The sequence below is a fragment of the Arcicella sp. BE140 genome, from assembly GCF_031456255.1.
GTDB classification, from domain to species: Bacteria; Bacteroidota; Bacteroidia; order Cytophagales; family Spirosomataceae; genus Arcicella; species Arcicella aquatica.
Map to the genome: position 1 here is coordinate 104,204 of NZ_JAVDUE010000016.1, position 16,688 is coordinate 120,891.

11 protein-coding genes are annotated in these 16,688 nt (G+C 35.6%); all 11 read right to left on the minus strand.

Annotated features, from left to right (window positions below):
• Complete coding sequence (locus J2Y60_RS19540; RefSeq protein WP_309922816.1) at positions 1–2,652, minus strand: hypothetical protein; 2,652 nt, start codon at positions 2,650–2,652, stop codon at positions 1–3.
• 29 nt (positions 2,653–2,681) lie between these two features.
• Positions 2,682–3,785, minus strand: a complete 1,104-nt coding sequence (gene glf, locus J2Y60_RS19545) for a UDP-galactopyranose mutase (RefSeq protein WP_309922818.1) — start codon at positions 3,783–3,785, stop codon at positions 2,682–2,684.
• A 16-nt stretch (positions 3,786–3,801) separates the two neighbouring features.
• Positions 3,802–4,542 (minus strand): glycosyltransferase family 2 protein, encoded by a 741-nt coding sequence (locus tag J2Y60_RS19550; RefSeq protein WP_309922821.1) that lies wholly within the window; start codon positions 4,540–4,542, stop codon positions 3,802–3,804.
• A gap of 163 nt (positions 4,543–4,705) precedes the next feature.
• Positions 4,706–5,827 (minus strand): acyltransferase, encoded by a 1,122-nt coding sequence (locus tag J2Y60_RS19555; RefSeq protein WP_309922823.1) that lies wholly within the window; start codon positions 5,825–5,827, stop codon positions 4,706–4,708.
• Between the two features lie 54 nt (positions 5,828–5,881).
• Positions 5,882–6,793: a transketolase gene (locus J2Y60_RS19560; protein WP_309922825.1), complete on the minus strand. Its 912-nt coding sequence runs from the start codon at positions 6,791–6,793 to the stop codon at positions 5,882–5,884.
• Positions 6,794–6,824: 31 nt separating this feature from the next.
• On the minus strand, positions 6,825–8,810 hold the full coding sequence (locus J2Y60_RS19565; RefSeq protein WP_309922827.1) for an NAD-dependent epimerase/dehydratase family protein: 1,986 nt from the start codon (positions 8,808–8,810) through the stop codon (positions 6,825–6,827).
• Positions 8,811–8,885: 75 nt separating this feature from the next.
• Positions 8,886–9,713, minus strand: a complete 828-nt coding sequence (locus J2Y60_RS19570) for a transketolase (RefSeq protein WP_309922829.1) — start codon at positions 9,711–9,713, stop codon at positions 8,886–8,888.
• Between the two features lie 102 nt (positions 9,714–9,815).
• Positions 9,816–11,837, minus strand: coding sequence for an OmpA family protein (locus J2Y60_RS19575; RefSeq protein WP_309922831.1), 2,022 nt, complete (start codon positions 11,835–11,837; stop codon positions 9,816–9,818).
• Positions 11,838–12,016: 179 nt separating this feature from the next.
• Positions 12,017–14,029, minus strand: coding sequence for an OmpA family protein (locus J2Y60_RS19580; RefSeq protein ID WP_309922832.1), 2,013 nt, complete (start codon positions 14,027–14,029; stop codon positions 12,017–12,019).
• A 103-nt stretch (positions 14,030–14,132) separates the two neighbouring features.
• Positions 14,133–14,789 (minus strand): ribulose-phosphate 3-epimerase, encoded by a 657-nt coding sequence (gene rpe / locus J2Y60_RS19585; protein ID WP_309922834.1) that lies wholly within the window; start codon positions 14,787–14,789, stop codon positions 14,133–14,135.
• Positions 14,790–14,792: 3 nt separating this feature from the next.
• A complete protein-coding gene (locus J2Y60_RS19590) occupies positions 14,793–16,565 on the minus strand; it encodes a glycosyltransferase family 39 protein (protein WP_309922836.1) in 1,773 nt (590 codons plus the stop codon).
• Positions 16,566–16,688: the final 123 nt, after the last annotated feature.

Sequence of the window (16,688 nt, forward strand, 5' to 3'; positions counted from 1 at the left end):
TTAACGAAGTTTCACCGACCAATTTTCAAAAGCAGTAGGCGTTGTGATATCAATGATTAATTTTTGATACGATTCTGAATAAGTAAGTACTGGGTAAGACGTAGAAACCAGTGGCATCCCTCCTACGTAACTCCCATTTTCATCAAAAAAACGATAATTTGTATAGCTGTTAGTCAAAGCAAAGTATTTTCCTCCAATGCCCAGATTATAATATTTCAACCGTTTTACACCATAGGTTTCTTCTTTAATGGTAAATATCTCACGTTCTGTTTTATCAAGTACTATTACATCTTTTCCATCCGTTTTCATAATGACCCAATCGGCATTGCGTTGGTCGGCACATAAAAAGAATTTAATCTCAATGCTCGGTCTTAACAACTGTTTTTTCTCCATAATTTTTCCAGACAAACTCACGCTAAATAATTCTCCATTTTCGCTCAAAGCCTTTACTGAAATCTTCTCTCCAGAACCTTCTAATATCGCTGGCCCATTGAACGTACGGTTTAGGGCAAGCGGAAAACCATTAGGTACATTGCCATCTGCATCTTGCAAGGTAAGTTTGCCTTTTTTATCTAATAAAATAGCATATTCAATGCCTCTTAGGATAACCGTAGAGATGGGTAAAATATATTGTAATCCGCTTACAGGCTTATAATGAAGTTTTAAGCTCAGCGAAGATTTATCTATTTTAAAGGACGCCGCATTGGCCGTAAAAAGTGTTGTATTAAACTTTCTATCAGTTTCTTTATCAAAAAGAATAAAATCGCTTATTCTCGTACCAGTATTATTGGTAATAGGGTGTACCTCAAAACCTCCTTCGTTTTTAGTAAGTATATAGATTTTTGTAGGGCAAGCCAACAATAATTGCTGTTGAACATTTGGCAATATTTTTACGTTTTTTATTTCTCCTACTAATTTACCAGCCAACTGATACGACCAAACTGGCTTTCCTCCTTTAATATAATGAATTTGATTATCATCATCCTGTACGAAAACCTCTTGTTTTTTAGTGGAAGGATTGATAATATAAAATGGTTTTGCTGCTGAATCTATCTTAATGCTTGATAGTTTCAACCATTTATTGGAATATTTCTTGGATGGTTGTGATAAAGATAAATTTTTGAAAAAACTGAGCGAAGTTTTTTGCTGATTGACTTCAAAAATACATACTTGAATACGATTTAAAACACTTTCATTCTCAGCAAATTTACTAGCCCATGCATTTACCAATGATTTATTAAAGCCTAGCAATGCTTTATTAGTTTCTGTAATAAGCGTCAAGTTGGCAGGTTTACACTTTTTAATAAAGGCTTGATTCTTGGATGAATTACTCCAAACATCGCCTTTGCTCAAAGTAAGTAAATAGCTTTGCATGGCCAACAAACTATTAGTCAGGATGACATTGCTTTTGTATTCAGTAAAGTAGCATTCCTCAAAACCGGCAAAATATTCCCCAAAAAGCATGCTTGGGAATTCTCTGATTCCCAAAGATTTTATGGAATAACCACCGTATTCAACACTGACTACATTGGCATTTTTCTCTTTGGATACTTCAACAGAGGTATTTTTTAAGATGTCTAGCAGCTTATTATTTCTTAGGATTAATGCTTTTCCGTTGAATTTTTCATCGCCTTCATCAAAACCAGTAAATACAATTTCACTTTCCAAATTTTGATAAATATCACTATAATTAACCTTGAATACAGCCTTAACGGTATTCCTTAAGGTATTTAATTCTTTGTGATCGCTAAAATATTTTCTGAGGTTTTCTTCAAAATTTGTTTGATTGTCTATCGGGATATGCAACAAAAATGATGAAGTATTGGGAATCATGCTCAAGGTCTCTATCTTCTTAGGAGTTTGTCCTTCAAAAAAAATATCATTGGGATTGATACCTATTGCACTAATCGTAGATTTATCAGATTCAAAACCAGAGAAATAATCAGAGAATAACTGCGTAAACTGTGATGCACCTTTATCTTTATGGATAGATATTTTATTGATAAATTTACTTATCGCATTCTTATTCAAATGTGTAGCCGTGGTTGCTACCTCATTATTAATGCTTAGCACATTTGATATTTCTTTAATCCAAGTATTTTCGCTAGGCAAGATAGATTCTTCAATCAAGATACTTGACGAACTAAAAATCAAAATATCATTTTGGATGATAAACGACAGGACTGATTTTGTGGTAGAATCTATTACTTCTGCTATTCTGTAGCCACGGGTGGTATGATAAATGATTCTACTGCCAGAAATATTTTCTTGAAGCTTAGAGATTTTATTGACTAAAACAGCATCATTTTGGGTAAGAGGCAGATAAGTAATATAATTCAAGTCTGCTTTTACTTCTGGTAATAAGGCAAAATATAGCATTTTACCTTTCAACAAGTCTTTTACTTCTTCTGTTGAAAGTCCCATTTTCTTCAACAAGCTAAACTGGTTTTCAACCCTAGAAAGCAAAGGTATTTCAGCAAAAACGATTGACTCAGGATAGCCCGAAAGTTCGTTGGTTTCCAATAATAGCAATGTATTATCAGGAACAAAACGTTTTAGGGTACTTAAATAAGGATTTTTCTTTTGAAAAAAAAGATAGCTACCAATTCCTAAAATGGCTATTGCAAGGAAAAGTATTACCTTATTTTTCATAATGTTGTCATTTTAATGGATAAAAAGATTTATCCAAAAACTGTTTTTACTCTCACTAATGCAGACGCCACCACTTGGTGCATATCATAATATTTATATTCAGCCAAGCGACCACCAAAAATTACATCTTTTTCCTCAGAGGCTAATGTACGATAACGTTTAAACATCTCTGTATTCTTATCATCATTAATTGGATAATAAGCCTCCATGCCCGAAGTCCATTCACATGGATATTCTTTAGTAATAACTGTTTTGGGCTGTTTCCCAAACTCAAAATGCTTGTGTTCTATAATCCTTGTGTAAGGGATATGGGCTTCGGTATAATTTACAACGGCATTACCCTGATAATTTTCTTGATCAATTACCTCATTATCAAAACGCAGGCTGCGATATTCTAACTTACCAAAACAATAATCATAATACTCGTCGATATGCCCTGTAAAAACAATTTTATCAGCAATTGCCTTAAAAGCCTCACGGTCTGCGAAATAATCTGTTGAAGTTCTTACTTCAATATCTTTCAATAACCCCTCTGTAAGTTTGTTATACCCACCAATCGGGATACCCTGATATTTATCGTTGAAATAATTATTATCAAAGGTAAATCTAAGCGGTAATCTTTTTATAATAAACGCAGGAAGTTCTGTCGCCTTTCTCCCCCATTGTTTTTCAGTATAACCTTTAATCAATTTATGATAAATATCGGTTCCTACCAAAGAGATTGCTTGTTCTTCAAGATTTTGTGGGTCAGTAATGCCCGAAGCTTTTACCTGTTCATTGATTTTATTCTGTGCTTCCTCAGGGGTTTTTACTTTCCATAATTGATAAAAAGTATTCATATTGAAGGGTAAATTAAATAATTCACCTTCAAAATTGGCCAATGGGGAATTGGTATACCTGTTAAATTCAACAAATGAGTTTACATAGTCCCAAATAGCTTTATCATTGGTATGGAAAATATGAGCTCCATATTTATGAACATTAATACCTTCTACTTCTTCACAATATATATTACCTCCTAGATGTGGCCTTTTATCTATTACAAGGCATTTCTTACCTCTTTTGTTAGCTTCATGAGCAAACACTGCACCAAACAATCCAGCACCAACTATCACAAAATCGTATTGTTTCATAATTCTTCTGTTGGTTCTATTTCAAATTTTTGATATTATTATTTAAAGTAATTCTGAAATTCAATAATTCATTGAATGATTGCCAACATACTTTTAATAACTTCATTTTTCGGATAGATACTTCCCCTGTAGCTCTCTCTTTATGGACTATCGGAATATTGAACAACTCTTGCCCAGCCTTTTTTGCCATAATTGCCAGAAAAATATTTGGAGCAAAAGGTACAGGATTAGGCAATTGAGACAACAATTTTTTAAGAAAATCACCTTTGATTAATCTAAAAGGAATGTTAGAGTCCATGATAAAAGTACCATACACAAAAAACATACTATATCTCAAGATACGGGTAATAAATAATCTGAAAGGGTCGTCGTGTCTTACTTCTCTATGCCCTAAAATAAAATCAGACTGATTGCGTTTTTCCCAAAGTAATTTCAAATCTTGTGGAATGAATTGATCATCCGAATCAGTTTGGAATACATATTCGGCATTCAGTTCAACTGCTTTTTGATAGGCATGCACTACTGCATTACCATGCCCTCCATTTTTTTGATGAACAACAATAAGTTTAGGATATAGTGGTTGCAATCCATCTAAAATTGCACCAGTATTATCTTTTGAACCGTCATTTACCACGATAAGCCTAGTTTCTTCTAAAGTGAATTCACTATCTAAAAAATCCGACCAGATTTTAACTACTTCAGCCATACAATCTTGTTCATTGTAGGCAGGCATGACGATGGCTAATTTGATACTCATTCAGTATTTCGGTAAAAATAGATTTAATAAATTGATTTATAATAGCAAAAAAAGCATAGGATTGAAAATTAGGGCTAGCGTTCAAACTACAAAAATATCGAAACATCGGTACAAAACCGATTTTAGCATAATACTTTATCGTTAACAACTTAATATTTTGTGCTTAATAGGTAAAATATTTCTTTAAATGGTTAATGGGCTTCTCGATAATGAACCAAGACAGTGTTGCAATAAAGACTGTTATCCCTAAAAAATATAGAAATTCAAAACCTATATTGAGGGTAAACAGTGGAAACATTCTTTGGATTTTATGAAGCCCTCTCAACACAATACTTGTCTGAGGGGTATGATAAAAATTGTAAACAAAGTTGTGATACAAATAAATACCATAACTTATGCGTCCCAAATATTGAATGATAGGTTGCTCAAAAAACCATTTCAAAAAGCCTTTGTATTCAGCAATGGCTTTGGCAATCAGGAAAAAACAGAAAGTTGCCCCTAAAAAACGTTCGACTACTAGCTTTCCAAAATTCTCTACTTCGCCTGTTGCCTTTTGTTGCATGATAATTAAGCTTACACAGATAGCATAAGCAATAAAGCTAAATACGATAAATTTAGTATTGGCTAATTTATCAAACACCTCATTCTTTTTGAAGGTAAAATAGTATGCCATCAATCCCCCTAAACCAAAACAATCAAGAGCAGTAGGCATCAGTACATATTGCACTAACCAAGGCGTTCCGTTGAAGTACAGCCACAGCCGTGTAGCAATAGAAATGACAATCATTGCACCCAATAATTTCAGGTAGTAGCGGGTAGGTAGAAAAAGTATCAGATAAGGGAATACTAAATAATACTGCTCTTCCACAGCCAACGACCACAGGTGGTCTATCGTACCCATCCAATGTTGATTAATAGCAATGTATAAATTCGTGCTGTAGGTTAAGCACCAAATCAGGGTTTCACGAACAGGGGGAATATTAAAATAATATAAAGCAAAAATTGAGAGAAAGTAAATAGGGAAAATTCTGATGCTTCGTCTAACAATAAATTGTTTTACAGAAAACCAATGGCTTCGCCCTGTTCGGTCATCTTTTAATTTACTTTGTATTAAAATTCTGGTAATTAAAAACCCACTTAATACAAAAAACATCGTTACCCCAAGATGCCCTAATGGAAGGGGATTTCTTTCTGCCATCCAATGGTCAATCAACACCAACATAACTGCCAAAAAACGAATACCATCGAGTTGAGAAAAATATGTTTCTTTTTTTATTTCTGACATATTAAGTAAGAGTTCTGACTTGTGAGTGACGACTCACATGCAAGCATCATGCGATTAAGCTAACAATAATCTAAGCTTTTCAGCAATATTTTTTTCGTCTAGTCCAGATTGCGCCTGATGAAAACCTTGGTCTCCATATAAACCATCGGGGTATCCTTGTGCCCGTAGGCTAATAAATTTATTTAACGAAATCCCGTTTTCTAACAACTGAATAGAAAGCTGTTGTGCTAATCCACCGATACTTACGTGTTCTTCTACTACAAGTACATTTTTAGCTTGTTGAATGATTGCAAAAGCTTCCGATTCTACTTTCAAAGGCAATTGATAGGCAGTAAATAAGTTGAACTTATCTTTAAATTCCTCGTTCTCTAACACCTTGATGACATTCCCTACAACTGGTCCTAATGCAATAATACTTGACTTGGCATTGTTTGGCTTTGCCAATAATTTTATTGAATCAAAGTCTTTCTCTAGTGAAGGCGTTTGTTTTCCAGCACCTAAACGTAAATAAGCAGGGCGACCTTCGGAAATAATCTGATTCACAAAAGGCTCTACTTCATCTGAAAACGCAGGAATCCAGCATTTTACGTTTTGCAAGCTACTTAGTCCTGCCAAATCCTCAATCGCATGGTGGCTACTTCCCATAATTCCGTAGCCGTAGCCTCCGCCATTGCCTACTAAAAATACAGGTAAATTATGCAAACAAACGTCATTCCTAAATTGCTCCCAACAACGGTACACTACGAAAGGGGCGATTGAATAACAAAAAACTTTGAAGCCTTTGTAAGCCATTCCCGCTGCCAGACCAACCATATTTTGTTCGGCTACTCCAGCATTGATAAAACGTTTGCCCATCTTTTTTTGTAGGTTTTCTAAAGCATTATACCCTAAATCACCTGTAATAAACACCACTTTCTCGTCTTCGAGGGCTATCTTTTCTATGGCATCTGAAAATTCTCTTCTCATTATTGATAAAGCAATTTGTTCAATCGCTTAATTATTTTCTTTGTTCTTCTACTAGTCTCTTTATTTCTTCTGAGGTATTATACCTTTTTACGCCTTTACGCACACGCGTTCTGATGAATTTTGGTCTCTTTTTGGTCTCTTCAAAAATCTTCGCAATATATTCCCCTAAAAAGCTTATACCAAGCAGGTTGATTCCTCCGAAAAACATCACTAACACAATAACGGTAGAAATACCTGAAGGGGTATCTGGAAAGAATACATACTTGGCTAATATCTGCCAAATAATGCCTAAGATGGATAGTAACGTCATGATTACACCTCCGTAAGACATGATTTCTAATGGCACAAAGCTAAAAGAGAAAATCGCTTTTTTGGCCCACCAGATATTCTTACGCCAATTGTTGGTGGATACACCAAACATTCTTTCGGGACGTATATAGTCAACACCTATTTGTTTAAAGCCTACCCATGCCCTCAAACCTCTCAGGAATTGTTCAGTTTCAGGCAAGTTGACTAATTCTTTTACCACTTTACGGTCAATCATTGAAAAATCGCCAGCATCATTTGGAATGTTGATGTAAGACATATTTTTAAAGATTCTGTAGAAGGTCTTATAAAAGAAATGTAACCAATCTGGCATTTCACGCTGTACCCTTACTCCATAGGTTACTTCATACCCTTTAATCCATTTTTCATAAAAGCTTGGAATTACCTCAGGTGGGTCTTGCAAATCGCCATCCATCAGCACTACAGCATCACCCGTTGATATTTCCATGCCCGACAAAAATGCTGCTTGTGACCCAAAGTTTCTTGAATGGGTAATACCGATTACATTAGGGTCTTTATTACAGATTCCCTCCAATACTTCTTCTGTATTATCAGGCGAACAGTCGTTTACAAAGATTATTTCATAACGAACCTTCATATCATTAAAGGTTTTCACCAATCGCTCATACATAAACGGAATAGCTTGAGCATCTCTATAACAAGCAATAATCGCCGTAATGACAGGATTCAAATATGGGTTTTGAAAGGCTGGTAATACTTTCTCTTCATACCTGACCATCTCTTGCCATTCAAAGTATTTACGCAAGCCTACATTTAAAGGCGTTTTGGCAGTCCAGCCTAAATCTTTTTCGGCTTCCGTAGGGTCGCCATACCACTCTGCTAAATCCCACTGGCGTTTTTCCATGCTTCCCCATGATGGCTCTTCAAGGATGTCAAACTCTTTTCTTGAGATTTCCACTAAATCTCCAATGGTTGTTTTTATACTACTAGCTATATTGTATGATTTGCCTCTGATTGCATCAGACATTTTCAATGCTCCGTCTAGAAAAGCCTCCAAACAGTCGGTGATATAAACAAAGTCTCTAGAAATTTCTGGTGAAACAAAATTAGGGAGTTTCCCAAACCTGATTTGTTCAATCAATTTTGGGACGAGTCTATCGGGCTCTTCCCAATCTCCGTAAATAGAGTATAGCCTTAAATTGATAGCATTTTTCTGAAAAACATTTGCATAAAACTGAATAGCATACGCCGCAGAAATTTTTGATACAGAATAATGGCTGTTGGGTTCTAAAGCGTCACTTTCTTTGGGTGCAGTACAATTAAAGCCATATTCCGAGCTACTCCCCGCATGAACATACACCATGTCGGGAGTTAAATTCTCCAATAAATTAACCGTACCGATTACATTGGTTTCATAGGTAAGTCCAACGTTATTTTGTTTAGAGTAAGCCCCGTAAGCAGCTAAATTGAATATTGTTTTAGGTTTATAGATATTAAATACTTCTTGAATGGAATAATTAGAAACGATATCACAATGAACAATATTTGCTGCTGGCACATTCAATAATTTCAAACGCCAAGCTTTTTGTGCACCATGCGTTAAGGCATAACAATCGTTTCTAAGTTTAAAAATTTCGTTGAAGAGATTAGCTCCAATAAATCCACTTGCACCATAAACAAAAATTGGTCCTTTGAGGGCTAAAATTTTTTCTTTTACTGAGTAGGTCATTATTAATAATTTTCAATTTCCAAGAAGCTTCTTTGAAATGGTAAGTTTGTATGTATATTATTTGGTAATATGATGTTAATCAAAATACTTTGTTTGAATATCCACTTGCGCCCTTTCGTATTGTTCTACATTCATGGGTAAATAATGCCACTCCAATTTGTTTTCCATATACGATACGCCCTTTCCTTTCACAGTATTGGCTATTATCACTTTGGGAAGCCCATTTTTTCGATTCTTTAAATATTCAATCTGCTGATAAAGTAATTCAACATCATGCCCGTCGCAATCTATGACATCAAAACCTATCGATTTCCACTTTTCAGCATCAGCCGAAACGCCTAAAATCGCATTGGTATTGCCAAACCCTTGTAGCCCATTTTTGTCAATCATTACTATCAGATTATCCAACTGATTGGCCACAGCATAATGTCCTGCTTCCCAAGTTGTGCCTTCATTGGTTTCACCATCCGACATCAACACATAGGTAAAGTCATTGTTTTCTAATATTTTATTCGCTTGTGCTATTCCTGTAGCTATGGGAAAGCCATGCCCTAAAGAGCCTGTAGCAAAAGGGATTCCTTTTACTTTATTAGGGGCTGGATGTGCTGGGAGATCAGTACCGTTTTTATAATAACTCTCAAGCTTCTCGTCTGAAATATCACCGATTTCATGCAAACAGGCATAAAGAGCAGCCGCTGCGTGGCCTTTTGAAAGAATAAATGTTTCATTTTCTTCTTTATGAGACAATAATGACGCAATCATTAAGTCTATACAAGAAAGCGAACAACCAATATGACCAGCATTCGCATTGAAATACATTTTTAAAATTTTAAGCCTAAGACTCCCCTGCATTTTCTTGAAGTCTTGTAATAATTCAACGCTATTATTGATGATAGTTGTCATTAGAACCTTTTGAGTATTTAGCTGTATAAACTTTAATCTAAAAAAGTCAGACTAAGTTTACACAAAAATAGTTGGTTTTTTAAGCATACCCAAAGAAATACATTATTTCTTGGTTATCGTAAATTCTACTCTCCTATTTAAACGACGCCGTTCTTCTGTAGCATTGCTAGCTATTGGGCGCGTTTGCCCCCATCCTTTCGTAGTAATTCTGTTGGCCGAAATACCTTTGCTAGTAATGTATTTCTTTACTTCTGCCACTCTACTTTCTGATAACTGAAGGTTCAATTGGAAGTCTCCCTGATTGTCGGTATGCCCTTCAAATAGGACTTCTAAGGTCGGTATTTCTATCATTGCCTGAACAATTTTATCTAATTCTTTCATCGCCATAGGTAATAATTTAGCCTCACCTTGTTCAAACGTCAGGCTATTTAATACTCCTTTGTTTCCCACTTCCAAAGGTAATAAATACAAGTCTTTTTTGATTTCTTGGTAAGAATTTGCCTTTGTCAAATCTATTGTTTCATTAATGGCTAAATAACCACTCGCATTGGGTATAAAATCTATTATTTCGTTCAAAGGCAACACAAATTTGAAATTTCCATTGGCTGGTTCATATACTTTCTCTTCTTTTTTCAGCAACTTATTCCTCGGAATCATCATAATTTTTGCTGTTACAGGCTGTTTGTCGGTACTTGTCAACACCCTGCCTGTAAATAGCGCTACGGGGTCTGGCTGTACTGTTTTGGGGAGGGTCAATTTAAAAATATCTTCCTTGTTACTCCCATTAAAGGAACATACATAAGCATATTCACCTGATGCGGGTAAGGTGAAATACCCGTCCCAGTAAGGAGTGTTCACGCCTGTACCCAGATTTTCTGGTTCTGTCCAGTTCGTCCAAGTATCATCCAATCGCTTACTTTTAAAAATATCGTTATCGCCATATCCCGGTAATCCACGTGTAGAAAAATACAAGGTCTTGGTATCTGCCGCAATAAAGGGCGTCATTTCATGTTCGATGCTATTGATAGTTTTCCCTAAGCTCTTGGGTTCTGTCCATGTCTCATTGGCTTTCTTGAACGAAACATACAAATCTCTTTTCCCAACTGTATTTTTTCTTTGAATAGACATCACCATTATTCTTCCATCGGCAGATACTGTAAACTCAGCATTGGGACTTTGGTTGTAGAAATTATCTATTTTTACTTCTTCTGGGAAAGCCCACCCTTCAGCCGTTTTCAACGAACGAGATATTCCTGAAGAAAGCTTCCCATTTTCATGGTATTTATTCATTAACAAAATTTCTGTGCCATCCGTCGAAATAGCCAAAATAGCATTTTTGTCTTTTGTATTGATGGGCAAGCCTATATTCTGGGCTTTCGTCCATTTGTCATTTTTATCAATATTACTAAAATATACATCTTGGTCTTTGGGTTTTCCCAAAAGGCTGACATAGTTTCGGGTAAAATACAGCGTTTTGCCATCACTTGAAATCACTGGAGCAAATTCTTGATGCCTTGAATTTACTCCTTTTCCAAGGTTGGACCTTACTATCTCATTAGGAGCATCTTCAGCAATGTTAATTTTTACCTGAATGGGATTATCAGACTCAGAAATGCCAATGGCATCTAATTGTGGTTGGTCGTTAATGTCTTTACTCTCTACAAAAACACTGATGGCATGTACTTTAAATGAAGTTTTCTCAGGCAAAAGAATATTCAAAATCTGACCTTTTTCATGGGCTACTGCCGTACCGTTATATACATACAATAAGTGTTCTTTCATCAAAGAATCAAAGGCCATTATTTTTGAAATGGGGGCATCTCCAAAACTTCTTGCAATACATATCTGTTGAACAGCCATCAATGTATCAAAACCTACTTTGATATATTCTTGACCAACCTGTGGTTTTTTAGCAGGTTGCCAAGCTAAGCCACTGGACACAAACTGGGGCAAAACATTGGGTTTACCTAATACTTGAATCGCCTTATTGGCGGAGGGTTGAAAAGGGATAGTATTCTCTGATGAAAACGCCAATACTTTACTAGCCCAGAACACTTGTTGGGCATTAATACTAAATGAAAAAGAATATAAAAACAAAAATATGGTCAAACCTTTACCTCTCATGAAAACCTTATTTATTCTCTTCCAAAAAAACAAAAACAATTTCAATTTGTTAAAATAGCCTAGCAATATAAAACACTTCTGAGCAAAAAAGGCTTTGTAAAACCATTGGAAAGTATAAAATCTCTTTTCATTAGCGATTACTAATGAAAAGAGATTTTATTCAAACGTGTAGAGATTGCTTAGTTTTTAACAATCATAAACTCTACTCTTCTATTAAATTTCCTTTTTTCTTCTGAGTTATTACTTGCCACAGGACGAGTAGAGCCATATCCTTGTGTCTGGATACGTTTCATATCTACGCCCTTGTCTGCCAAGTATTTTTTTACTTCTTCTACCCTTTGTTTGGATAACGTTAGGTTGGCATTCCAATCCCCTTGGTTGTCGGTATGGCCTTCCAGCATGATTTCCATCGTCGGGTTCTCTTTCATTACTACTACTATTCTATCAAGTTCAGGATATGAGTTAGGCAAAATGTCAAATTTACTCTGTTCAAAAAATACACTATTCAATGTCATTCTTTGTCCAGCCTCAATTGGTAATAAGAAAATATTCTTTTTTATTTCTTTAAAGTTATTCTCCTTCGAAAAATCTAGTATTTCAGAAAACGGCATAAACCCTTTTTTGGAGGCAGAAATAGAATAAGTTTTTTTGGCTGGCAACATCAATTTATAATCACCCGTTTGTGGGTCAAACGTTACACAAACAGTATCAGCATCTGTCAACGACTGAACCTTTATTTTGGCATCGATGAGTTTTTTATCTGCAAAATTAAACACACCGCCCGTTAATTGAATAACAGTTTCGGGCTTAATTGATTCTGGCACTTTAAATTTAAAAATATCTTCATCGCCAATAGAATTTTCTTGAGAACTATAATAGGCATAATCTCCTAAGGCTGAAACTGAAAAATAGCCATCCCATTCGGGCGTATTAATGCCCGCACCTAAATTTTCTGGCTCCGACCATTTCAGCCAAGTGTCATCCAAACGACGTGTCACAAAAATATCACTGCTTCCATAGCCACTCAAACCCCTTGTTGAATAATATAGCGTTTTGCCATCAGCAGCAATAAAAGGTGTGCCTTCATCTTCGGCAGTATTAATTACTTTTCCTGCATTAACGGGCTCAGACCAAGTACCATCTGGTTGTTGAAACGACAAATAGATGTCTTTCCCTCCGTTGGTTTCTCTGAATTGACCTGTCAGAATCAAGACCCTACCATTGGGTGAAAAGCTATATTCTGCGTAATCAGATTTATTATTAAAATTTTTGATAGCCAAGGCTTTCGGGAAATCCCAACCTCTGTCATTTTTAGTAGACATTGATACGCCTTTCAACATCGAACCATCCTTCAAGTAAACATTATTCAATAGAATGGTTTTGCCATCAGGCGAAATGGCGCAAATAGCATTGTGTTCGGTATTATTAATTGGCGCAGACATCGGGCGAGCCATGCTCCATTTTCTATCGTTCTGTAATTCTGAATACCAAATATCTTGGTTTTTATCTTTCCCTAAGTTTTCGGGATGTTCCCATCGGGTATAATATAGCGTTTTGCCATCTGGCGAAATTACAGGGGCAATTTCGCGATAAGCTGAATTGATATTGCTACCCAGATTTTCTTTGAGAACGGCAGCAGGTAAGTTTTTAGCCACATTCACAACCGCCTTAATAGGAGTAGTTGCTTGCGAAATCCCAATTGCATCTATTTGAGTCCACCCTTTTGTGCGGGTAGTATTCAGGACTATTTTAATACTTCTGACTTTATAAGGAGTAGGTTTTGATAGTACCAAATTCAGCATTTTGCCAATTTCATTACTTGGTGCACTTCTATTGATCCATAAAGTTTTTAGGTTATCAAATTCATCAAATGCTTCAACCCGAACAATACTTCCTTGTCCGTAATTCTCAGCAATTGCCACTTGCTGAATGGGCATAAGGGTATCAAAACTTACAATCAGGAACTCTTCTTGGGTATTATTTTGTGTCAGCGGTTGCCAAGCACAGGCCGAAATCCCTACTTGAGGCAATTTGCTGGGCTTTCCTAAAACTTGTATAGCACGATTCTCTTTAGTAGTTTTTGCATCTGAATACTCAGAAGAAAAAGCAACTACTTTACTAGCCCAAAAGGTTTTTTGGGCTGTAGCAATAAAGGAAATGAGAAAGAATAATAACAAAAAGAATATTCTCATTATCAATGGTTTAATAAAGCGATTATGATTTTAACTGATAAATTTAAACGAAAATTGTTTTTTATTATTACTCTTTCTAAAATTTCCACTTTAAACCAACCTATTATTTGATTTTTTTAAGATTAGCAATTGTTTGAAGTGGGTCTTGAGCACCAAAAACATAACTACCTGCCACTAGCGCATCGGCTCCTGCATCTACCAATTTTTGTCCCGTTTCTTGGTTTACGCCTCCGTCAATTTCAATGATAGTTTTTAAGCCTTTTTCTTCAATCATTCTACGAAGTTTACGTACTTTATCGTAGGTAGCTTCAATAAATTTTTGACCACCATAACCAGGGTTTACCGACATCAATAGTACCATCTCGCAATCTGGCAAGATTTCTTCTAATACTGATACTGGCGTAGCAGGATTCAACACTACACCCGCCAAGCACCCTAAGTCTTTGATTTGTTGAATAGTTCGATGCAAATGTGTACAAGCTTCGTAATGAACTGTAATGTTTGCAGCGCCTAATCGTTTGAATTCAGCCAGATAACGCTCTGGTTTTTCAATCATCAAATGTACGTCCAGTGGCTTGGTAGCATGGCGATTGATGGCTTCGATAACGGGCATTCCAAAAGATATGTTCGGCACAAAATGTCCGTCCATTACATCAACGTGAAACCAGTCAGCCTCAGAGGCATTTACCATTTCAATATCTCTCTGGAGATTTGCAAAGTCTGCTGCAAGCAACGAAGGGGCAATTAAAATATTATTCATGCATTAATAGCGGTACGTTTTTTCTTTTAAATCAAAAATCTCAATCAAACGTCCGTCTTTTTTCTTTAAGATTATTTTATTTCGTTCTTTAGTATTAATTCTTTGGATGTATTCCGCATCTTTTGGCAAATACATATTCACATATTGGGCATCTGCGTTAGACTGTCCTTCTACTTTTCCAATGGTATCAGCCACATACACAGTTTCGATAAAAGAGGGATACAAAATAGTATCTCCTGTTTGATAACGTTCTTCTAGTGATTTTGCTATCACAGGATAAGGATTTTTATCTCTTGCTACTACTCTATAATTATATTTAATAGATACATCGTTCAGTAAATCTTTGATGGTTTGACCCACAAAAAATAAATGTGATAACAGTACTACACCAATAAAAATATTCAAGGGCTTTAAACGCCATTTTACTTGTGAAAGCGCTATGCCTACAAATATAATGGTATATGGAAACGAGAAGCCAGAATAACGTTGGGTTAATCCAAAAGTATGTCCATTTTTAAATGAAACAAGCACTAAAAAGATACTTGGGAAAAAACCCAAGATTGCTAAAAACACCAATAGTTGCTTAGAATATTCTTCTGTTTTACTATTCAAATTATAAAAGAACAGGTATGCTATTATAAAACAATTGATTAGTTCTAAATATTGAAACTTGGCAATGGTATAAACAAAAAACGAAACGATGTTTGCTATAATAACAATCCATAACCATTTTTTGTCTCCATTCAAATTGAATTTTCTGATTGAAAATATTGAAAAACCAGCTATCAGAATGGCTATTAATATATTTTTGAAACCCACAAATTTACTCGTCAAACCATTGCTGATAATGAACAAATCTGTAAAAATGGGTAATGCTTTCTTAAATACATTCTTGGGCGTAGCAGGGTCAATCGTTCCTGCATGTGGATTAGGGACTAATCTGGCTTCCTGATAATATACCTTTGCCTGATAAGCGAGTGTTCTAAACGTGTAATCGCCTCCGCCGTAGGTAATCCAATAACCAAAAAAGGCAAAGCCAATCAATAAACTCAAGGGCAAGAAAAGCCAAGGTTTTAGTCTCCTAACATAGATTAAGACATACAATCCATGTGCTATAAAAACAGTAGCTGTGAGGAAATGGGACAATAAGCAAATGCCTGATAGTAAACCATAAAACAAGTATAACTTAACAGGGCTCGCTCCTTTTTCTTCCCGTTGAATAATCTTCAAAAAAATGTGTGTAGCCAATAAGGTAAAGAAAAAACTCATTGAGTAGTTTCGGGCTTGTTGGCTAGTAGCAATAAAAAACGGTTCTATTGCCATCAAAGCGGCACAAATCAATGCTAAGGTAGTTTGCTTAAAATGCTCCTTTACAAAAAAGGCTAATAATAATATGGTGGCTAGTCCCCACACTACTGAAAGAAAGCGAATTGAGAAATCGCTCAATCCAAACAACTTTGTCCACTGATGCAACACGACATAATAGGCAGGGCTATTGCCTATATCACTTCGTCTGTTGGCTTCAAAGTAATCTTGTATTGATTTTTCTGCCCAAAATTCTTTGGGTGTAAAAGTTGTTTTTCCGGGTGTTGCAAAACAGTTTTTTTGTGTGCTTCCTTCTATCGCCATTCCCTGACTGACTAATAGCGATGCTTTTTCATCAAAAAATATTCCGTGTTTATCAAGATTTATTACTCGTAAAACTAATGCAGCCGAAAGAATACTAATAAGAATAAATAGTTGAACAATAGAGAACGATTTAGAAGTATTTGTCATCAGAAGAGTAAATTTATTAATTTCTTGAAATCTTCGTGGTAAAATTACCACTTATTCTACTCAGACACAAAGACAAAAGCAAAAAGCCTTATAAACATTGATGAACAAAAAAGATAATTTTAG